Source organism: Streptomyces sp. AM 4-1-1 (genome assembly GCF_029167625.1).
Classification (GTDB): domain Bacteria; phylum Actinomycetota; class Actinomycetes; order Streptomycetales; family Streptomycetaceae; genus Streptomyces.
This window is the reverse complement of sequence record NZ_CP119145.1, coordinates 4507614-4528226: the sequence shown is the minus strand read 5'-3', so window position 1 is coordinate 4528226 and position 20613 is coordinate 4507614. Positions and strand designations below refer to the sequence as shown.

16 protein-coding genes are annotated in these 20613 nt (G+C 72.6%); 9 read left to right on the top strand and 7 right to left on the bottom strand.

The annotated features are described in order from the left end of the window. Positions 1–167 precede the first annotated feature (167 nt). Positions 168–3146 carry a BTAD domain-containing putative transcriptional regulator gene (locus tag PZB75_RS19145; RefSeq protein WP_275536531.1) on the top strand — a complete coding sequence of 993 codons (2979 nt, stop codon included), beginning with the start codon at positions 168–170 and terminating at the stop codon, positions 3144–3146. Between the two features lie 340 nt (positions 3147–3486). After that, entirely contained in the window at positions 3487–3717 is a 231-nt protein-coding gene (locus tag PZB75_RS19140) for a hypothetical protein (protein ID WP_275536530.1), read from the top strand. Positions 3718–3918: 201 nt separating this feature from the next. Here the strand turns inward: PZB75_RS19140 and PZB75_RS19135 are convergent, their stop codons facing one another. Further along, positions 3919–4500 (bottom strand): hypothetical protein, encoded by a 582-nt coding sequence (locus tag PZB75_RS19135; RefSeq protein WP_275536529.1) that lies wholly within the window; start codon positions 4498–4500, stop codon positions 3919–3921. A gap of 216 nt (positions 4501–4716) precedes the next feature. Between PZB75_RS19135 and PZB75_RS19130 the strand changes: the two genes are divergently transcribed. Beyond that, on the top strand, positions 4717–5430 hold the full coding sequence (locus PZB75_RS19130; protein ID WP_275536528.1) for a procyclic acidic repetitive family protein: 714 nt from the start codon (positions 4717–4719) through the stop codon (positions 5428–5430). Between the two features lie 83 nt (positions 5431–5513). Here the strand turns inward: PZB75_RS19130 and PZB75_RS19125 are convergent, their stop codons facing one another. Continuing rightward, a complete protein-coding gene (locus tag PZB75_RS19125) occupies positions 5514–7913 on the bottom strand; it encodes a PQQ-binding-like beta-propeller repeat protein (protein WP_275536527.1) in 2400 nt (799 codons plus the stop codon). A gap of 311 nt (positions 7914–8224) precedes the next feature. Then, positions 8225–9028 (bottom strand): VOC family protein, encoded by an 804-nt coding sequence (locus tag PZB75_RS19120; protein WP_275536526.1) that lies wholly within the window; start codon positions 9026–9028, stop codon positions 8225–8227. Between the two features lie 473 nt (positions 9029–9501). On the opposite strand from PZB75_RS19120, the gene PZB75_RS19115 reads away from it, so the two are divergent. From PZB75_RS19115 to PZB75_RS19095, 5 genes are all read left to right on the top strand, one after another. Continuing rightward, positions 9502–10149 (top strand): TetR family transcriptional regulator, encoded by a 648-nt coding sequence (locus PZB75_RS19115; RefSeq protein WP_275536525.1) that lies wholly within the window; start codon positions 9502–9504, stop codon positions 10147–10149. A gap of 382 nt (positions 10150–10531) precedes the next feature. Continuing rightward, positions 10532–11443 (top strand): zinc metalloprotease HtpX, encoded by a 912-nt coding sequence (htpX, locus tag PZB75_RS19110; RefSeq protein ID WP_275536524.1) that lies wholly within the window; start codon positions 10532–10534, stop codon positions 11441–11443. Between the two features lie 62 nt (positions 11444–11505). Next, positions 11506–12090, top strand: a complete 585-nt coding sequence (locus tag PZB75_RS19105) for a hypothetical protein (RefSeq protein ID WP_275536523.1) — start codon at positions 11506–11508, stop codon at positions 12088–12090. Between the two features lie 773 nt (positions 12091–12863). Then, positions 12864–14036: an NAD(P)/FAD-dependent oxidoreductase gene (locus tag PZB75_RS19100; RefSeq protein ID WP_275536522.1), complete on the top strand. Its 1173-nt coding sequence runs from the start codon at positions 12864–12866 to the stop codon at positions 14034–14036. A gap of 268 nt (positions 14037–14304) precedes the next feature. Further along, complete coding sequence (locus tag PZB75_RS19095; RefSeq protein WP_275536521.1) at positions 14305–14952, top strand: fasciclin domain-containing protein; 648 nt, start codon at positions 14305–14307, stop codon at positions 14950–14952. Between the two features lie 72 nt (positions 14953–15024). Here the strand turns inward: PZB75_RS19095 and PZB75_RS19090 are convergent, their stop codons facing one another. The 3 genes from PZB75_RS19090 to PZB75_RS19080 all read right to left on the bottom strand — a co-directional run bounded on the left by PZB75_RS19090 (position 15025) and on the right by PZB75_RS19080 (position 18510). After that, positions 15025–16578 carry an MFS transporter gene (locus PZB75_RS19090; RefSeq protein ID WP_275536520.1) on the bottom strand — a complete coding sequence of 518 codons (1554 nt, stop codon included), beginning with the start codon at positions 16576–16578 and terminating at the stop codon, positions 15025–15027. 101 nt (positions 16579–16679) lie between these two features. After that, the gene (locus tag PZB75_RS19085; protein WP_275536519.1) at positions 16680–17081 is read right to left on the bottom strand and encodes a DUF2809 domain-containing protein; all 402 of its coding nucleotides are present in this window, start codon (positions 17079–17081) and stop codon (positions 16680–16682) included. Between the two features lie 211 nt (positions 17082–17292). Next, positions 17293–18510 (bottom strand): MFS transporter, encoded by a 1218-nt coding sequence (locus PZB75_RS19080; RefSeq protein WP_275538766.1) that lies wholly within the window; start codon positions 18508–18510, stop codon positions 17293–17295. Positions 18511–18789: 279 nt separating this feature from the next. On the opposite strand from PZB75_RS19080, the gene PZB75_RS19075 reads away from it, so the two are divergent. Further along, entirely contained in the window at positions 18790–19785 is a 996-nt protein-coding gene (locus PZB75_RS19075) for a helix-turn-helix domain-containing protein (RefSeq protein WP_275536518.1), read from the top strand. A 203-nt stretch (positions 19786–19988) separates the two neighbouring features. On the opposite strand, the gene PZB75_RS19070 is transcribed toward PZB75_RS19075, so the two are convergent. Next, entirely contained in the window at positions 19989–20513 is a 525-nt protein-coding gene (locus tag PZB75_RS19070) for an ATP-binding protein (RefSeq protein ID WP_275536517.1), read from the bottom strand. Positions 20514–20613: the final 100 nt, after the last annotated feature.

The following is a 20613-nucleotide window of genomic DNA, read 5'->3' as shown; positions in this document are numbered from 1 at the left end:
TGTTGAGCGCCATACCAAGTGCCGCCGCACCATCCGGGCGTACGCGCGCCCGGCGGCGAGCGGCCGGGGCCGGCACGGAGCAGGGAACACAGCGGTGGGCGTACGACGCCGTGCGGACCGCACGGCCCGTGCGGGAGTGGCGCGCAGGAGCAGGACAGGGGGCAGCAATGGACCGTGACACCGGGCCGAGCACGCGTGTTCCGGGGCAACGGGCCCCGCGACCGACGGCCGGCGCCGGGCTGCGCTTCGCCGTGCTCGGGCCGGTGCGGGCGTGGCGCGGCGACGAGGCCCTGCCGTCCGGTTCGCCGCAGCAGCGGGCGCTGCTGGCCGCGCTGCTGCTGCGGGACGGCCGCACGGCGACCGCCTCCGAACTCATCGACGCCATCTGGGGCGAGGAGCCACCGTCCCAGGCGCTCGCCGCCGTACGGACGTACGCCTCCCGGCTCCGGAAGGTGCTCGATCCGGACACCCTGGTCAGCGAGTCGGGCGGGTACGCGATCCGGGTCGGCCGGGACGCGGCGGCCCTGGACCTCGTACACGCGCAGGAGCTGGCGGCCGAGGCGGAGAAGGCGCGGACGCGCGGGGACCGGGAGCGGGCCCGTGCGCTGATCGACGAATCGCTGGGGCTGTGGGCCGGTGAGCCGCTGGCCTCCGTACCGGGCCCGTACGCGGAGAACCAGCGGACCCGGCTCGCGGAGTGGCGCCTCCAGCTGACCGAGACGCGCCTGGACCTGGACCTGGAGGTCGGCCAGCACGCGGAGGCCGTGTCCGAGCTGACCGCGCTCACCGCCGCGCACCCGCTCCGGGAGCGGCTGCGGGAGCTGCTGATGGTGGCGCTCTACCGCAGCGGACGGCAGGCGGAGGCGCTGGCGGTGTACGCGGACACCCGCAGGCTGCTCGCCGACGAGCTGGGCGTCGATCCGCGCCCCGGGCTCGCCCAGCTCCAGCAGCGCATCCTCCAGGCCGACGAGGGACTGGCCCGCGCGGGCGATCCCGAGGACAGCGCGCCGGCCCCGGTCCGCCCGGCCCAACTGCCCGCCACCGTGCCCGACTTCACCGGGCGCTCGTCCGTCGTGCGCGAGCTGGGCGCCCGGCTCGCCGCCGCCGAGACCTCCGTGATGGCCGTGTCCGCGCTGGCCGGCATAGGCGGGGTCGGCAAGACGACCCTGGCCGTGCACGTCGCCCACCAGGCCCGACCGCACTTCCCCGACGGGCAGTTGTACGTGGACCTCCAGGGCGCGGGGGCGCGGGCCGCCGAACCGGAGACCGTGCTCGGCTCGTTCCTGCGGGCCCTGGGCACCGCGGAGTCGGCGATCCCGGAAACCCTCGACGAACGCGCCGCCCTCTACCGCTCCACCCTGGACGGCCGCCGCATCCTGGTCCTCCTGGACAACGCCCACGACGCGGCCCAGATCCGCCCGCTGCTGCCCGGCACGGCGGGCTGCGCGGCCCTGGTCACCAGCCGGGTCCGGATGGTCGACCTGGCCGGCGCGCACCTCATCGACCTGGACGTCATGTCCCCCGACGAGGCCCTTCAGCTGTTCACCCGGATCGTCGGCACCGAGCGGGTCAACTCCGAACGCGAGGCGGCCCTCGACGTGGTGGCCGCCTGCGGCTTCCTTCCGCTGGCCATCCGGATCGCCGCCTCCCGGCTGGCCGCCCGCCGCACCTGGACGGTGTCGGTGCTGGCCGCGAAGCTCGCCGACGAGCGCCGCAGGCTCGACGAGCTCCAGGCGGGCGACCTCGCGGTCAAGGCCACCTTCGAGCTGGGATACGGCCAGTTGGAGCCCGGGCAGGCCCGCGCCTTCCGTCTGCTGGGCCTGGCGGACGGGCCGGACATCTCTTTGGCCGCCGCCGCGGCCCTGCTGGACCTGGCACCGCAGGAGGCCGAGGACCTGCTCGAAGCGCTCATCGACACGAGCCTGCTGGAATCGGCGGCCCCCGGCCGCTACCGCTACCACGACCTGGTCCGCCTCTACGCCCGTTCCTGCGCGGAACGTGACGAGGACCCGGTCCAGGGACGGGAGTCGGCGCTCTCTCGGCTGCTGGACTTCTACCTCGCCACCGCGGCCGGGGTGTACGCGATCGAGCGGCCGGGCGACCGCACGGTGGACCATCTGGAGCCGACCGCGTACCCGGGCCTTTCGTTCGCCGAGCACGGCCAGGCGCTCGACTGGCTCTACTCGGAGGCCAACTGCCTGCTCGCCTGCGTCCAGCAGTCCCTCACGGCGAGCACCCTCCGACGCGCGGTGGACCTGCTGCTCGCGGCCAAGGACCTGGCGGAATCGGGCGCCAACTCACGGCAGTTCGAGACCGCGGCCACCGCCGTGCGGGACGCGGCGGCCACCGCGGGCGACCCCCGCTCGGAGGCGCGCGCCCGCACGACACTCGCCCAGGTGCACTCCACGGCGGGGCGCTTCGACCAGGCGGACGACGAGGCGCGCCGGGCGATGCTGCTCACCCCGGAGGCCGAGGACCCGTGGACGAGCTGCAACGCGCCGAACGAGCGCGGGATCATCGCCGGTTACCGCAACCAGCTCGACGCCGCCGAGAGCTATCTCCAGCAGACCATCGCCGCGTTCCGCGCCGACGACAACCGGCCGGGCGAGGCCAGCGCCCTCTGCAATCTGTCCCGGGTGCACCTGGCCATCGGCCGGACCACGAGCGCCGTCGGCCTCGCCGAGCGGGGCGTCGCCCTCTACAACCGGATGGGCCTGACCCTGCGTCTGGCCAACGGCCGCTACGCGCTCGGGCTCGCGCTGTCCCGCGCGGGGCGGCAGGACGAGGCCCAGGACCGGCTCTCCGAGGCGCTGACCGTGTTCCGTGAGAGCCGTCAGCGGCTGTGGGAGGGGATGACCCTCTTCCGGCTGGCCGAGATCCACCTCACCGTCCACCAGCCGGCGCTGGCCGCCGCCCACGCGGAGCAGGCCCTGGCCGTGCTGCTGCACATCGGCGGGGAGTGGCGGCGGGCCAACGTGCTCACCGTGCTGGGCAAGGCGCTCCAGGGCATCAGCCAGGGCGACCGGGCCGGCGTGTGCTGGCGGGACGCGCTGGCGATCTTCGAGCGGCTGAAGTCCGCGGAGGCGGAGACCGTGCGCCGGCTGCTCGCGTCGGCGCCGCCGACGGCGATGGCGCCGGGGCGCTGAGCCGAGGCGCTGAGCCGAGGCGCTGGACCGAGGCGCTGGACCGAGGCGCTGGACCGAAGCGCTGGACCGAAGCGCTGGGCGCCGGTCGAAGCGCCGAGCCGGGTGGTGGACCGGGGCGCCGAGCCGGGTGGTGGACCGGGCGCTGAGAGGACGTTCATCGTTCGTTTATCGCGTCGGTGCACTCTTCTGTCAGTCGATGCGTCGCGTCGGGGGGCAGACGAGTCGACCGCGAGGCCGCGCACTAAGGTGAACGGCTCCGAGGGGCCCGTCCGGCGGCCAACGGGGGAGCAGCCGGACGGGCTACGCCGACCAGCACGCACCGAGCAACGGAGTTCCGCATATGAGCAGCGACGAGAAGATACAGGTGCCCGCACCGAAGACGGGGACCGTCGGAGACGTCACGCCCCAGGACAGCCACATGACGGGCCAGCCGGTGGAGCAGCCGCTGCCGGTGGGCACGCCGCTGCCGGGGAAGCCGAAGTTCGACGTGAAGCCGCTGGACAGTCATATGACCGGTGAGCCCGTGCTCAAGACCCAGGACAGCCACATGACCGGTGGCGAAGCTCTGTAGACCTTTCTGACGGGGGGCGGGGAACGGCCACGGCGGCGCGGAGGGGGAGCCGTCGCGGCCGCCGCGCTTCCGGGCCCGCGCACGGACGTCCGTGCGGCCGGGCCACGGGGGCGGAGGCGCGGACCGGCGTACGTCTCCTGACCCGTGTCGGGGGACACGGGTCAGGAGACGTACGCGACCGATCGGTACCGGGGACGCGCCTCAGGAGACGTACGTGGCCGTGACCGCGCACTTCTTCACCCGGGACACCCGCGACGGGCTGTCCATCCGCACCGAGAGGGTTCTGGTGTCGCCGCCGTCCAGCCGCACCTCCGCCTCGCCGCTGTCGACGTAGACGCCGTGGGCGTCGAGGAAGGTGACGTCGACCTCGTACGTGTGCGAGCCCGTCCCGCGGGCGGTGAGCCGGACGGTGGACGTGGTGTCCGCCTTGCGCCTGCCCTTGCCGGGGCTCACACAGTCCACGACGGAGGTCTCGGGCTCCGGGCCGGCCGTCTCCGTGGTGTCGGACATCGTGCCGCTGGTGGTGCCACCGCTCGTACCACCGCCGGTGGAACCGTAGTTGTCGGTGCCGTGGCCGTGGTAGTCGCTGTTGTTCTTCTTCGAGTTGGAGCAGCCACCACCGCTGCTGCCGCTCGACCCCTTGTGCTTGCTGGTGCTCCTGCCGCTGCCGCTGCGGCTCTTGCCACCGCGGCTCTTGCCGCTGTGTGACGAGGTCTGGAATCCGGTGAGCGCGAGCACCACCACGAGCAGAACTCCCGCGAACCTCATACGTCGCCGCATCATTGACGCAGCCCCCCTGCTGTTGACGTCGTTGTCCGATGTCGGCCTTGCTGCCGAACGAACGCGCGACACCGTAGCGCACACTCCGTCCGGCGCCCCCGGCCCGGGTCGGACGGTGTCTGGTGGCGGGGGTCACTCGTCGGGCGTAGCGTCGTTCGGAGAGCCGCGTTGATCCGCTTATATGCCGGTCCGCACTCAGGGGCCGACGCAGGAGGCCTGATGATCCGCAATGTTCTCGGCTCGATCGTCGCTCTGATCGGAGCGGCGGGGGCCGTGGTGAGTCCCTTCCGGTACTGGTACGACGGCCGGCTCGGCCGTGACTACCGGGTGTCCGACCTGTTCACCGGCACCGGCATCACCCACGCGCACTCCGGGGTGATGGTCTCGATCCTGCTGCCGTTCATCGTCGCCGCGGTGGTGACGCTGGCCGGGGTGCTGTTGCGGTCACGCCTGCTGGTGGTGATCGCGGGTGTGATCGTGCTGGCCTTCACGGTGCTGTGGATGGTGCGTCAGGGCCAGGCGGCGGGCAGTCTGTCCGTCGGTCCCGACGATTCGGGGCTCCGGACGGGCGTGGCGAGCGCGGCGGCCGGCGGGGTGCTGCTCCTGCTGGGCGCGGCACTGATGTCGGGGCGCCGGGCGGTACGGGGGCGCGGCGCCGGTCACGGCCGTGGCGGTACGGGGACTGCCGACCGGCAGCCGGAGCCGTATCCCGGTCCTGACGACCCGGACGTGTGGCCGCCGACGCGTGAGCCGGGGCCCTCGATGCAGACGAGCCCGTATCCGGAGCCCGAGACGGACCCCTATCCGTGGACGGAACCGGAGGGCCCGACCGGCGCGGCCGGTGCGGCGGGTACGACCGGGGCGGCGGGTCCGGCGGAACCGGACCGGGGCCCGGACGACCGGCGGGGGCCGGGCGGTCCGGACCGGGTCTGACCGTCTGGGCCGCCGGGGACCGGGCCAAGACCGGACCCAGGGGATGGGGTCGAGGGGATCGGGCCGAGGGGGGAGCGCGGGCCCTACGTGTGGGCCCGGTTCCCCGTGCCCGTCCCCTTCAGCGCGTCCAGCGCGTACACGCAACGGTCCTTGCTGCACGCGTACACGACCCCGGCCCGTGCGACCGGTGATCCGGTGATCTCACCGCCCGTGGCGAGCTTCCAGCGCAGTTGGCCGCCCGCCGCGTCCAGCGTGTACAGCACGTGGTCGGCGGAGCCGAAGTGCACCCGGCCGTCCGCGACGACCGGGGCGCCCACCACCTCGCCGCCCGCCGCGAACCGCCACTTCGGGGTGCCGGTGACCGCGTCCAGGGTGTAGAGCGCGCAGCCGCTGCCGACGTGGACGTTGCCCATGGCGACCAGGACCGGTTCGACGGACTGGCGGGCCTCGGTGGCGATGCGCCAGCGGTCCTTGCCGGTCGCCGCGTCGAGCGCGTACACCGTGCCGAGGTAGTCGGCGAGGTAGACCCCGCCGCCCGTGACGGCGGGACCCGGCGCGAAGGCGGGCGGCGAGAGGAAGACGGCGGGTGCCTCGAAGTGCCAGCGCACCCGGCCGGACGCGGTGTCGACGGCGAGGACACGGGTCCCCGCACAGACGTACACACAGCCGTCCGGGGCGGGGGTGACCCGGACGGGCACTCCCCCGCAGGAGGCCGCGTCGCCGATGGGGTACGACCAGCCCTCGATGCCGGTACGCGCGTCGAGGGCGCGCAGCCGGGCGTCCTGCCACACGTACACCGTGCCCTCGTGGACGGTGGGTCCGGCCTCCGCCGTCTCGAAGTCGGTCTGGGCGCCGGTCGTCTCCCACAGCTTCTCGCCGCTGGACGCCTCCCACGCCTGGACGCCGCCGCCCCGGGTGGCGGTGACGACGGTGCCCCGGTCGGCCCGGAGCGCGTACACCCAGGCGTCGGTCCGGAGCCGCCAGCGTTCGGCGCCGGTGAGCGCGTCGAGGGCGTACAGGGACGGGCCGTCGGAGGCGTGGATGCGACCGCCGTCGACGGCCATCGACCAGGCGACGTCGCGGGTCTTGAACTGACGCCGCCCGTTTCCGACGTCCAGCGCGTGCACCTCGAACGACGTCACGTACAGCAGGTCGCCCACGACGACGGGGGTGCCCCAGACGTCGTTGGACATCCGGAACCGCCACGGGCGCCAGCGGTCCGGGGCGGCCGTCCGCTGGGCAGGAGCCGGGGAGGGGACGGGGGCGGGCGCCGGCATCGGGGTGGTCGCGGCCGGGTGCCGGGTGCCGTCCGCCCCGGCGGGCGGGCGCACCCAGCCGGTGGCGGGACCGGTGTCGGGGGTGGCCGCGGCGCGCATGTCGGCCGCCCGGGGGCCGGGGCCGATGGGCACCTTGGCGCCGGGCAGCCGGACCGGACCGCCGCCGTCGAGCGAGGGTGCCCGGCCCGGCGAGGGCGAGCGGAGGTCGGAGCCGCCGTGCCTGCCGCCCGCGCCTCCGTCCCAGTCGGGGACGACCAGCGGCGGCCGGGAGGGAGGCGGCGGTACGGCCACGGGGGCGGGTACGGCCGCGCGGCCTCCGCCCCGGCGGCGTTCGATCATCGCGGTGGCGCTCAGCGGCAGCCAGGCCGACGCCGTGCCGCTGTCGTCGCTTCCCGATCCGAAGAGGTGCGGGGCGAGCTGGGCCTGGAGATCGGCGGGGGTGGGCCGCTGGGTGGCGTCCATGAGCATGCAGGACTCGATCAGCGGGCGCAGGTCCTCGGGCATGCCCTCCGTGTCGGGGCCCTCGCGCAGCAGCATGAAGACCGTCTCGACCGGGTTGGCGCCGTGGAACGGCGCGTGGCCGGTCGCGGCGAACACCAGCGTCGACGCCAGCGAGAACACATCGCTGGCGCCCGTCACGCTGCGCGAGTCGCGCGCCTGCTCGGGCGACATGTAGGCGGGGGTGCCGACGGCGACGTTCGTCATGGTCAGCCGGGTGTTGGAGACGCCGGACGCGATGCCGAAGTCGATGACGCGCGGACCGTCCTCGACCACCAGGACGTTCGACGGCTTGAGGTCGCGGTGGACCAGCCCGGCGCCGTGGATGGACTGAAGGGCCTCGGCGATACCGGCCGCCAGCCAGCGGACCGCCTGCGTGGGCATCGGGCCGCACTCGTTCACGATCTCTTCGAGCGAGGGGGCGGGCACGTAGGCGGTGGCGAGCCAGGGCACGGCGGCGCGCGGATCGGCGTCGACCACGGCGGCCGTGTAGAAGCCGCTGACCGCGCGGGCGGCCTCCACCTCGCGCGTGAAGCGCACCCGGAACAGCTGGTCCTCGGCGAGTTCCGTACGCACGGTCTTGATCGCCACCCGTCGGCCGGACGCCGAGCGGGCCAGATAGACCAGGCCCATGCCACCGGCTCCGAGTCGTGCCAGCACCTCGAACGGGCCGATCCGCCTCGGGTCGTGCTGCGTCAGCTGCTCCACTTGCCTGCCACCTCCCCGTACGGACCCCAGGAACAGAAGTCCGCCAAATACCGCCATGTGCAGCGTCTCACCACTGGGCACCACCTGGCGGTGCGCACCCCGATTGTTCCTGGCGAAGTCCCTGGTTGCGAACCCGGGGGCGAACCGGGGTGTCTCACACCACTTCCGTCACTATCGGCCTCCCCCACGACAGGGAGCGGGCTCCAGGCGTTCCCCGAATCCGCTCGCTCCCGACAGGGAGCGGGCTCCAGCCGTTCCGCGACTCCGCTCGCTGATCCACTCCCGGTCGCGGAGGAGGCCGCTGCCCGCCCTCAGGACGCCGGGGGCTGGAGTACGGCGAAGAAGGCGCCCTGGTCGTCGTGGAGCACCGCCATCCGGCCGTGCGGGATGTCGAAGGGGCGCGCGGTGACCCGGCCGCCGAGCCGGACCGCGCTCTCGGCAGCGGCGTCGCAGTCGGCGACGGCGAAGTAGGTGAGGAAGTAGCTGGGCATCTCGGCGGGGAAGGCGTCGGTGATGACACCGCGCCCGCCGACCGCGGTGTCCGGGCCGGGTTCGGTGCCCGCCGGGGACCACATGCGGAAGTCGATGCCCACCCCGCCGCCGGGGTCTGCCGTGTCCCGCGCGTCGAGGTCGGTGGAGCGGAAGTCGAAGACCTGCTCGTAGAAGGGGTCCACGCGGTCCTTCTGCCGGGTGTAGACCTCGGTCCAGCAGAAGGAGCCGGGCTCGTTCTGCTTCTCGAAACCCTCGCGCTCCCCGGCCTGCCAGAGTCCGAAGACCGCGCCGCCGGGATCTGCCGCCTGGGCGAGCACCCCGGCCCGCCCGGCGCGCACCGGCTCGGTGATCACCTGGCCGCCCGCCGCCCTGATCCGGCCGACGGAGTCGGCGATGTCGTCGGTGGCGAAGTAGATGCCCCAGGCGGTCGGCAGTCTGCCGTCCCGTTTGGCGGCGAGCGCGGCGACCAGCTTGCCGTCGCCCCGGCCGTGCGCGTCGGCGTAGGGGCCCTCGCCCTGCCGGAAGGTCCACCCGAAGAGGCCACCGTAGAAACGTTTGCCCGCTTCGAGGTCGGGGAGCTGCACATCCGCCCAGCACGGCGCGGACCGCGCGAATGCGGCCATGGAATCCGGGTCCTTCCCTGAGAGCTGCCCCTGGCGGTGACGCCCGTCACACCCAACGTAACCTTGAGGGCCGGGCGGCGCGCCTCGGCGGGCGATATGAAACGTTTGCGACGCTATCGGGACACACGCGGTCACTCTCGGGCACCACGTGGATGCTTCACGGGCGAGGGCGGACAGAAGTTGTCCACGGATCTTGTCCACAGGCTGTTGATAACACTTTCCCTTCCGCCCTGCGGAGGCCTTCCGGTGACAGCATCCGGCCGAGCGCCCGACGCGCCTTTCCCGCCCCTCCCCCACTCCGGAACGAAACCCGGCGAACACCACGAGTGACACCATCCGCAATCCCCCGGTGAATTCCCGGCGCACCCTTCGGAGTACCGGCGGATGCCGTTCCGACCCGTTGAATTCCGGCGGCGTTCCCCATTTGCAGTCGGCCGAATCGCGCTCCGATCACCCCTCGGTAAGCTGACGGCATGACAGGACAAGTACGCACCGTCGATGGCCGCGTGGCCGGTCGACGCGGTCAGGCGACTCGGCAGAAGCTGCTCGACTGCCTCAGCGAGATGCTCAGCTCCTCGCCCTACCGGGACGTCAAAGTCATCGACGTGGCCCGGAAGGCGGGGACTTCACCCGCGACCTTCTACCAGTACTTCCCCGATGTGGAGGGCGCTGTTCTCGAAATCGCCGAGGAAATGGCCAAGGAAGGGACCGGACTGACCGAACTGGTCGCCGGACGCTCCTGGGTCGGCAAGGCGGGCCGCGTCACGGCGGAAGAACTCGTCGACGGATTCCTCGACTTCTGGCGGCGCAACGACGCGATCCTCCGGGTGATCGATCTGGGCGCGGCCGAGGGCGACAAACGGTTCTACAAGATCCGTATGAAGATCCTCAACTCGGTCACCGGCTCCCTCACCGACGCGGTGAAGGACCTCCAGGCCAAGGGCAAGGTGGACAAGGACGTCAGCCCCGCGGCGATGGCGGGTTCCCTGGTCGCGATGCTGGCCGCGGTCGCCTCGCATCAGAAGGGCTTCTCCACCTGGGGCGTAAAGCAGAACGAACTCCGCCCCAATCTCGCCCTGTTGGTGCATCTGGGCATCACCGGCAAGAAGCCGGCGAAGTAGGCCCCACCCCGGACACCCACCGCGCGCCCCGGGGCCGTACGCCCGCCCGGGCCCCCCACCCTCACACCCACGTCCTGTCTCGCCGACGGCGGACCACACCCCTGTGGTCCGCCGTCGGCGTATCTCATGGGCCCGCCCGTCTCATGCCCGCCTGCCCGCCCGGCCCGGCATCCGCGCCCGCCCGGCCCGGCATCCCCGCGCCCCTCGCGCCCCGCCCCTCACCCCCTCCCCCGGCCTCGCACCCGCTTTATCCGGTTCGAACGGGAAAGAGGAGCAAGATGGAGGGAAGGTGGAGAGACGACGGAAGAAGGAGCGGAGGCGGTCGCGAGCGGTGGATCACGGAGCGGGAAGCAGCGACGACCGGGGGTGACTGGAGGAGACCATGGCACGAACCCGTACCCGCTATGCCCAGGACAGAGGTCTCACCACGCGCATGGTGACGACCATGTTCCTGATCGGACTGTTGTACGTGGTGCTGGTGGGCGTACTCCTGGCGGTGCTGCGCGGGTCCTGGCCGATCATTCTCGTCATCACCGGCGGAATCTTCATCGCGCAGTTCTGGTTCAGCGACCGCATCGCCGCCTTCGGGATGGGCGCCCGTGAGGTCACGCCCGAGGAGGCCCCGGAACTGCACGGCGCCATCGACCGGATCTGCGCCCTGGCCGACATGCCGAAGCCACGGGTGGCGATCTCACAGAGCGATGTGCCGAACGCCTTCGCCACCGGCCGCAGCGAACGCACCGCCCTCGTCTGCGCCACCACCGGTCTGCTGCGCAGACTGGAGCCCGAGGAACTGGAGGGCGTCCTCGCCCACGAGATGTCGCACGTCGCCCACCGCGATGTGGCCGTCATGACGATCGCCTCGTTCCTGGGGGTGCTGGCGGGGATCATCACCCGGGTCGCCCTCTGGGGCGGCCTGTCGCGCAGCAACCGCAACAACGACCCCATCGGCATCGCGATCATGCTGATCCCGCTGATCAGCGCGGTGGTGTACGCGCTGAGCTTCCTGCTCACCCGGCTGCTGTCGCGCTACCGCGAGCTCTCCGCCGACCGCACCGCCGCCCTCCTCACCGGGCGTCCGTCCGCGCTCGCCTCCGCGTTGACGAAGGTGAGCGGCCAGATGTCCCGGATACCGACGGAGGACCTGCGGAAGGCGGAGCCGTACAACGCCTTCTACTTCGTGCCCGCCTTCTCCTCCAAGGAGAGCCTGAGCCGACTGCTCTCCTCGCACCCGACCCTCGAACAGCGCCTCGACCAGCTCGCGCGCATCTCCGCCGACCTGTCCCGCCCGTGAGCCCGCCCGGCCCCCGAGCCGCACCGCGCGGGCCGGCCGGTCCCCGCACGTAAGGAGCCCCCGTGGGCCTTCTCGACACCATCCTCGGCCGCAGCAAACCGGTCCGCCCCGACCTCGACCAGCTCTTCGCCGTGCCGTCCGCCGCCCTCACCCTCCAGGCGGGCGCGGGCTTCACCCCGACCGGTCTGGGGTCGGTGTGCTTCGCGGGCGTGGAGGGCGGCGGCTTCGCGCGCGTCCAGCAGGACGTACGGGAACTCCTCGACGCGGACACCGGCCGGGGCGGCGTCCCGGTGGAGTTCAGCCAGGACTCGTACGGCTACACCTGGCTGCTGGCCAGCCAGCCCCCCGAGGACACGGCCGGGCTGGTCAACGACCTGCACGCGGTGAACACCCTGCTCCAGGACGGCGGTTACGGCCCTCACCTGCTCTGCTCGCTGATCGGCTTCCGCGACGCCGAACAGCGGGCACTGGCGCTGGTCTACCTCTACAAGCGCGGCACGTTCTACCCCTTCGCGCCGCTGCCCGGTGACGTCGAGAAACGTGACAACGAGCGCGAACTCCAGGTCAGGGCGGTCCTGGGGGACGACCTGCGGATCGAGAAGGACCTGTCCCGCTGGTTCCCGGTCTGGGGCGCGCCGGGGCTGTGAGAGCGCGCGGGGCGCCGCTCCTCGCAGGGGCGGGACCGGCGGCGCCCGGCGCGACGGCGTGCGGCGGCCCGGTCGTCCCCAGGACATGCCGTCCGGCCAGGCTCCAGGAATTGCGAAGTTCACAGCTCGACGGACCGGTAAGGGAAGCTCGATCAACGCCGAGCTGTACACGTACGACGTATGAGCGGCGGCCTGTGATCCCCCGGCGGCGGATCGCTTTCCGGCGCGGTCCGTTCCGGGACGGAGAGCGGGAACGCACCGAACCGCCTTGCCCATACACATGGTTGCTCCTTCCGGAGAGGAGAGAGCCGGATCACTCTCCGTAGCCCATTCCGTCCGATCGCGTCATGCTCATAAGACGGACGACGACGGGGGGATTCCGATGAAGTGCCGCACGCGCGACCGACTTCGCTGGGGAACGGCGGCGGTATTGATCGTCATGGCGGCCGGTGGAGCGGGAAGAGCCGTCGCCGACGGCATTCCTTTCCCCGGAAAAAGCGAGGCGTCGATCGAGGACCCGGCGAGTCCGGACGGTCCTGCCGCGATCGCGGGGAACGCGATCACGGTGAAAGGGGAATCAGGCGATCCGTACTCCACCGGGTGGCATCGGCCGACCCCGTGGCGGAGCCGATAGGACACGCTCCCGGGAGGGGGCGGTCGCGGGCCGGTTCATGACGCGCCCCGCACCCGCCCCCGTGCCGTGATCAATTCGCAACCGATTTCCCAGCTTGTCCGAGACCCATCAAGTGAGCGCACGACTACGCTCAGGAACCATGCCCGACATAGCCCGCTCCTCCTCCGCCTCCTCGACCGGCATGACCGGGAGTCAGCCCGTCTACGTCGTCGGGGGCGGCCCGGGTGGTCTCGCGACCGCCGCCGCGTTGCGCGAACGGGGCGTACGGGCCATCGTGCTGGAGAAGTCCGGGAGCGTCGGGGCCTCCTGGCGCCGCCACTACGACCGGCTGCACCTCCACACCACCCGCCGCTGGTCCGCGCTGCCGGGGCTCCCGATGCCGCGCTCCTTCGGGCGGTGGGTGTCCCGGGACGACGTGGTGCGCTACCTGGAGAAGTACGCCGACCATCACGAACTGGAGGTCGTGACCGGCGTCGAGGTCTCCCGCATCGACCCCGTCGACGGTCTCTGGCGGCTCAGCGCGTCGGGCGGGCGCGAGCTGACCGGGCGGGCCGTCGTGGTGGCCACCGGCCACAACCACACCCCGCGCGTCCCCGAGTGGCCCGGCCGCGACACCTTCACCGGGGAGCTGGCGCACGCGTCGGCGTACCACGCACCCGCCCCGTACGCGGGCAAGGACGTCCTCGTCGTCGGCGTCGGCAACACCGGGGCCGAGATAGCGGTGGACCTGGTGGAGGGCGGCGCCTCCCGGGTACGGCTCGCGGTCCGCACCGTCCCGCACATCGTGCGCCGCTCCACGGCGGGCTGGCCGGCCCAGGCGACCGGCATCCTCGCCCGCAGGCTGCCGGTCCGCCTCGTCGACGGGGCGGCGGGCCTGATGTGCCGGGTCGCCGTACCGGACCTCGCCGCGCACGGCCTTCCGAGGCCCCGGACGGGCCTGTACTCCCGGGTGACCGAAGGCGCCATCCCGGTCCAGGACGTGGGCCTGATCAAGGCGGTACGGGGCGGCCGGGTGGAGCCGGTGGGCGCGGTCGACTCCTTCGAGGGCGACGCCGTGGTACTGGCGGACGGCAGCCGGATCACACCGGACGTGGTGATCGCGGCGACCGGGTACCACCGGTCCCTGGAGGGGCTGGTCGGTCACCTCGGCGTACTCGACGCCCAGGGGCGCCCGGTGGTGCGCGGCGGCCGGACGCCGAAGCAGGCACCCGGGCTGTACTTCACCGGGTTCACCAACCCGCTGAGCGGCATGCTCCGCGAAATCGCCCTGGACGCCCGGAAGATCGCCAAGCGGCTCGCGGCGACCAGCTGACCCGTCCCGCACACCCGGCCCCGTCCCGCACCTCCCCGGCGGGGCGGCGGACACGGCTACCCGGCCGGCGGCGGACGCGGTTTCGAGATGCCGTGTCGGCGGTATCGCGCTTAACTGGGTGAGTGGCTTGATCGACAACAGGATCACGCGGCGCCCGGCAGGTGAGTACGGCCCTGTCCCCGCCCGGCCGCACCAGGGGAGCCGACGCGGCTGCCCCTCGTTCCGGAGACGAAACCGGACCCCACTCCCGTCAGGAAGAGGATTTGACATGCAGTCTCCCCGCTTCCGCACCACCGCTCTGGCCGTCGCGGCCGCAGTGGCCCTTCCGGTGACCCTGGGCACCCTCGCGCCCACGGCGTTCGCCGACACGGCATCGCCGAGCCCGTCCACCAGCGCGAGCGCCAGCGCCAGTTCGAGTGCCTCCATGGCTCCGGACGACTCGAAGCCGTTCGGCCCGGGGTGCTCGGCCCTGCCGAAGAGCGGTCGGGGCAGCGTCAGCGAGATGGCCAAGGAGCCGGTCGCGACAGCCCTCGCGCACAACCCCGAGCTGTCGACGCTGAACAAGGCGGTGATGAAGGCCGGACTGAGCGACACGCTCGACAAGGCGAAGGACAGCACCCTCTTCGCCCCCACCGACAAGGCGTTCGACAAGCTGGGCAAGGCCCAGGTCGACAAGCTCCTCAAGGACACGGCACGCCTCAAGAAGATCATCTCGTACCACTGGGTGAAGGAGGACGTGAAACCGAGCCAGCTCCACGACGGCAGCTTCAAGACCGACGAGGGCGGTTCCCTGACCACCTCCGGCTCCGGCACCTCGTTCAAGGTCAACGACAAGGCGAAGATCGACTGCGGCAACCTCAAGACGTCGAACGCCAAGGTCTACACCGTCGACGAAGTCCTCATGCCGTCGAGCTGACCGCGTGCCGCGCACCCGCGTCGCTGGTGCCGTGACCGTACCGCTGGTGCCGTGACCGACGACGTCCGCCGGTCACGCCACCGGTGGCACCGGCACGACCGGTCTGCGCCGGATCACCAGCGCCATCAGCGCGGCGGTGGCGCACAGCGCGCCGGACGCGTACCAGACCAGGTCGTACGAACCGAACGCGTCCCGGGCCAGACCGCCGAGCAGGGCCACCACCGCCGCACCCACCTGGTGCGAGGCGAGCACCCAGCCGAAGACGATCGCGGTGTCCGCCCCGAAGTGCGCCCGGCACAGCGCCAGGGTGGGCGGGACCGTGGCGACCCAGTCCAGGCCGTAGAAGACGATGAAGAAGATCATCGGCGGTTCCACGGTCGGGGCCAGCAGCAGCGGCAGGAAGAGCAGCGATATGCCGCGCAGCGCGTAGTAGACGGCGAGCAGCCGGCGGGAATCGAAGCGGTCGGTGAGCCAGCCGGAGAAGATCGTGCCGACGATGTCGAAGACACCGACCACCGCGAGCAGTGAGGCGGCGGCGGTTATCGGCATGCCGTGATCGTGGGCGGACGGCACGAAGTGCGTACGGATCAGTCCGTTGGTCGTGGCACCGCAGATCGCGAAGGAGCCCGCGAGCAGCCAGAACGGTCCCGTGCGGGCGGCGTCGCGGAGCACCCGGAAGGTGCGGGACACAGCTCCCCGGGTGGGCGCGGGCTTCGGCACGTACGTACCGCCGTACGGGGCGATGCCCACATCGGCCGGGTGGTCGCGCATCAGCAGCCAGACGAACGGTACGACGGCGAGCGCCGCGAGAGCGACGGTGACCGACGCCGGTCGCCAGCCGTGCTGATCCACGATCCAGGCGCAGAGCGGCAGGAAGACGAGTTGGCCGGAGGCACCCGCCGCGGTGAGGATGCCGGTCACCAGGCCCCGGCGGGCGACGAACCAGCGGTCGGTGATCGTCGCGGAGAACGCCACCGCCATGGACCCGGTGCCGAGGCCGACGAGTAGCCCCCAGTAGATCATCAGCTGCCAGGCGGCCGTCATCCACACACTGGCCAGGGCGCCCGCCGCGATGGCGCTCAGCGCGCCGACCACGACCCTCCGGATGCCGAACCGGTCCATCAGCGCGGCGGAGAAGGGGGCGGTGAGGCCGTAGAGCGCCATGTCGATGGAGATGGCGAGGCCGATCTCGCCGCGCGACCAGCCGAATTCCGTGTGGAGCGGATCGATCAGCAGACCGGGAAGCGAGCCGAAGGCAGCGGCGCCGACGATCGTCAGGAAGCCGACGGCGGCGACGATCCAGGCCCGGTGGACGCGGAAACGGGGGCGCGGGCCAACCGGAGGGGCGGAGGCCGCGTGCGGAACGGCCGGAGGGGCGGCGGCCCCGCGCCGGCCGTCCGAAGGAGCCGGGGCCGCACACGGTCCGGCCGCATCGGCGCGGGGTCCGGCCGGGGTCGCGCGTGTACCGGCCGAAGCGGCGGCGGCCGCGTGCGGAGCGGCAGTCCCGTGCGGGCCCGCCTGGGGAACGGTGGTCTCAGCTGCCGCGGAGGTCGGTGGGTGGTCCGGGCCGGTGACGACCGGTCGGTCGTCGTCCTGCTCGGCGGTGCTGTTGGTTGACTTGATCACGTCACTCAGCATCCGGCGGCGGCCGGTCCACCACGAGTGGCCGGAGGGACATGCTTCGAAAGTTTCGGGCCACCCGGGTGCACGCGGCGCACGGGACGCGCTCACGGCTCCCGGGCCACCACCCGCGCGCACGCCGTGTGCGCGCACCAGGCGAGAGCCGCGCCCGCCCCGTACCAGGCGAGGTCCGGGGCATTGAACGTCGAGCCGAGAACCAACCGGGCCGCCACGCTCCGCTCGGCCAACCACGCCGGTAGGTCGGTCAGTTGCAGCAGCTCGACCGCCCAGCTGAAGATCAGCGCGACCCCGGCCGCCGTGACCGGCCGCACCCGGGGCACGATCAGCACCACCAAGATGTGGATCAGCACGGTGTAGAGCGCGTCCCCGGCGTACTTGGCGAGGTCACCGCCCGCCACCGCGCGGACACCGAGACCGGCCGCCACGGTCAGGACCGCCGCCCCGGCCGCCGCCGCGCGCACCCGCACAGCTCCCGTACCCCGTGCCACCGCTCCCCCGGCATCACTTCCCCGCCTCCCACCGCGCCCGTCCCCTCCGCGCCGTCCCGACCCGCTCCTGTCGCCCCGCCCCCTCACGCGCCGTCCCGCCCCACTCCGGCCGCCCTCCCCCTCACGCCGCCCGTTCCACTCCGGCCGCCCCGCGCCCTCACGCCACCCGACCCACTCCGGCCACCCGACCCACTCCGGCCGCCCCGCCTCCTCACACCACCCGTTCCAACCGCCGGATCGGGCGGGCCACCAGCAGTACCGTCACCGCCAGCACATTGATCACCGCACCGGCCAGCAGCACCTCCGACGTGCCCACCGCCTCGGCGACCGGTCCCGCCAGCGCCCGGCCGGCCGCCAGCATCAGCAGGGAACCGGCCACGTCGTAGGCGTGCAGCCGGTTCAGGGCCTCCGGCGGGACATGCGTCTGGACCGTCGTGGACCACATCACCAGCCAGAACGCGAACACCGCGCCCGCCACGAACTGCCCCGCGCCCAGCGCGAGCACCGGCAGCCCCAGTCCGAGCACCACCAGGTTCACCCCGACCCCGGACAGGGCCATCGCCCCGGCCGCCAGCGGGCGGCGTGGCCGCAGACGCAGCGCGAGCAGGCCGCCGACCACACTGCCCGCTCCGTTGACCGCCATCATCGCGCCGTACGTCCCCGACCCGTGGGTCTCGGTGACCTGGACGGCGGTGAGCGGGAGCATCGGGCCGAGGACCGTGAACCCGTACACCGTCCAGATCGCGATCACCCCCCACAGCCAGCTCCTGGCCTTGAACTCGCGCCACCCGCCGACCAGTTCGGCGACCATCGTGCCCCGCACGGCGGTGTCGGCCGGGGCGGGCGCGAGCCGCAGCAGAAAGAGGCAGACGCCGGACACGGCGAAGGTCGACGCGTTGGCCGCGTACACCGCACCGGCGCTCGCCAGACCGACGAGCACCCCCGCGAACGCGGGACCCGCCATCGTCATCAGCGCCTCGGAGACCCGCAGCACGGCGTTGGCCCGCTGGACGTCACCCGCCACCCGGGGCACGGTCGAGGCGACCCCCGGCTGGAAGAGCGCGGCGCCGACACCGGCCACCGAGCTGAGCGCGTACACGGACCAGAGCGGCGGATCGCCGGCCGCGAAGGTCACCGCGAGCAGCGAGGCCCCGACCAGCCGCAGCACGTCCGCGATGATCATCATGCGGCGGGGGGTGAACCGGTCCGCGAGTACGCCGCCGAACAGCACGAAGAAGGCGAGCGGCCCCATCCACGCGGCCAGCGCGTAGCCCACGGAGGAGGCCGGGCGCCCGGCGCCCAGCAGGCCCGCGGTGAGTGCCACGGGAATCATGCCGTCGCCGAAGAGCGCGGCGGTACGGGCGATGAAGAAGAGCCGGAAGTTACGGTTCCAGAGCTCGCCGCCGAACCGCCCCGGCTCCGGCGGCAGGAGGGCCGCGCCAGTTCGCTCGACCGCGACACGGCCGGGCGGCACGTTCCGGCCCGGACCGCCGGGCGCCGCGTTCCCATCGGGACCGCCGGGCACGACCACCGGCCCGGCACCGATCGTCACACCGTGTCCCGCGGTCGATACCGCGCTCGATACCGCGCGGGGTTCCCCATCGGGGGCCGGCCCGGGAATGCCGTCGCTCTGTCTCGGTTTATCCCTCACACCGGTGACATGTATCAGCTTAAGGTCTATACCAGCTAGTACCGGAGGGAGTCCGCCATGCCGCATCGAATCGTCGTCCTGGCCCTCGACGGGTTGCTCCTGTTCGAACTGGGCATCCCTCAGAGGATATTCGGCAGATCGTTCGGTGTGGAGTCGCACGACGAGGGTCGAAAACTGTACGAAGTCGTGACCTGTTCCATTCGTCCGCCGGGCCCGGTCCGCACCGACTCGGACTTCACGATCGTGGTGGAGAACGGCCCGGAGGCCCTGGCCACCGCGGACTCGGTGATCATCCCGGCCTCGAACGAACTCGGGCCGGTGCGGACGCACGGCGTGCTCACCGACGAACTGGCCGCGGCGTTCGCGTACATCAGGCCGGGCACCCGCATGGTGTCCATCTGCACGGGCAGCTATGTGCTCGCCGCCGCCGGGCGTCTCGACGGCCGCCCCGCCACCACCCACTGGGCGTTCGCCGACCACTTCCAGGAGCTGTTCCCGAAGGTGAGGGTCGATCCGGACGTCCTGTTCATCGACGACGGTGACGTGCTGACGTCGGCGGGGGTGGCCGCCGGGATCGATCTCTGTCTGCACATCGTGCGCCGCGACCACGGCACCGCCGTGGCCAACGACGTCGCACGCCACACCGTCGTACCGCCGCACCGCGAGGGCGGGCAGGCGCAGTACATCCGGCGCCCCGTCCCGCAACCGCGGTCCGCCACCACGACCACCGCACGGGCCTGGGCGCTGGACCGGCTCGACCGGCCGATACAGCTGCGGGACATGGCGCAGCAGGAGTCGATGAGCATCCGGACGTTCACCCGCAAGTTCCGCGAGGAGGTGGGGATCAGCCCCGGTCAGTGGCTGGTCCTGCAACGGGTGGAGCGGGCGCGGCAACTGCTGGAGTCGACGGACCTCTCCATCGACCGGGTGGCGAGGGACGCGGGCTTCGGTACGCCGACGTCACTGCGCCAGCACATCCAGGCGTCGCTGGGCGTGCCGCCGACGGTGTACCGCCGCACGTTCCGCGCGACGGCGGACCGACAGGCGGGTTGAGGGTCGGGGACGGGCGGGGGCGGAGCGGGCGGAAGCGGCATCGCCAGCGCCCGGCCGGCCCCTGTCGGCCCCCTACCGGTCCGTGGGCCTTCCCGGTCCGCGGCCTCTCCCGGCCCCGGACCATCCGATCGCGACCCGGCCCCGGACATCCGAACGTGACCCGGTCGCGACCCGATCGCCACCCGGCCGCCGCCCGCTCGCCGTCAGACGCTGTGGGTGACGGCGCGCGTCGGCCCGTACGCGACCGGCGGCCCGGCCACCTCGAACGCTCCGCCACCGCCGTGCGCGCCACGGACGTCCGTCCGCTTCCGCGCTTCCGGCGCCTCCCGGTCGACCTCGCACCAGATGCGTTTGCCGACGCCCTCCGGCTGCCAGCCCCAGCGGTCGGCGAGGCCGTCGACCAGCTCCAGGCCCCGCCCATTGGTGTCGTCGCCCTCGGCATGCCGCTGACGTGGCGGGCGGCAGCTGACGTCGGCCACCTCGACCCGTACGGTCTCGGCCGCTCCCGGCGTCCCCGGACAGCCGAACAGCATCCGCAGCACGGCCGGGCAGCCGGTGTGGACGACCGCGTTCGTCACGAGTTCCGAGATCAGCAGGATCAGCGTCTCGGCCAGCGGCTCGTCGTCCCCTATTCCGGAACCGACCAGCCTCGACCGCGCCCATCTACGAGCCCGCCCGACCTCTGCGGGATCGGCCCCGATCTCAAGTTGCACCTGAAGCACCTGCACCGCTCACACCATCCGAACCGGCGGACACATCGCCTCGCGTCTCCTCAGGGTCACGGAACGTGATTCCCTTACGCGACAGCATGGTTGACGTACAGTCACC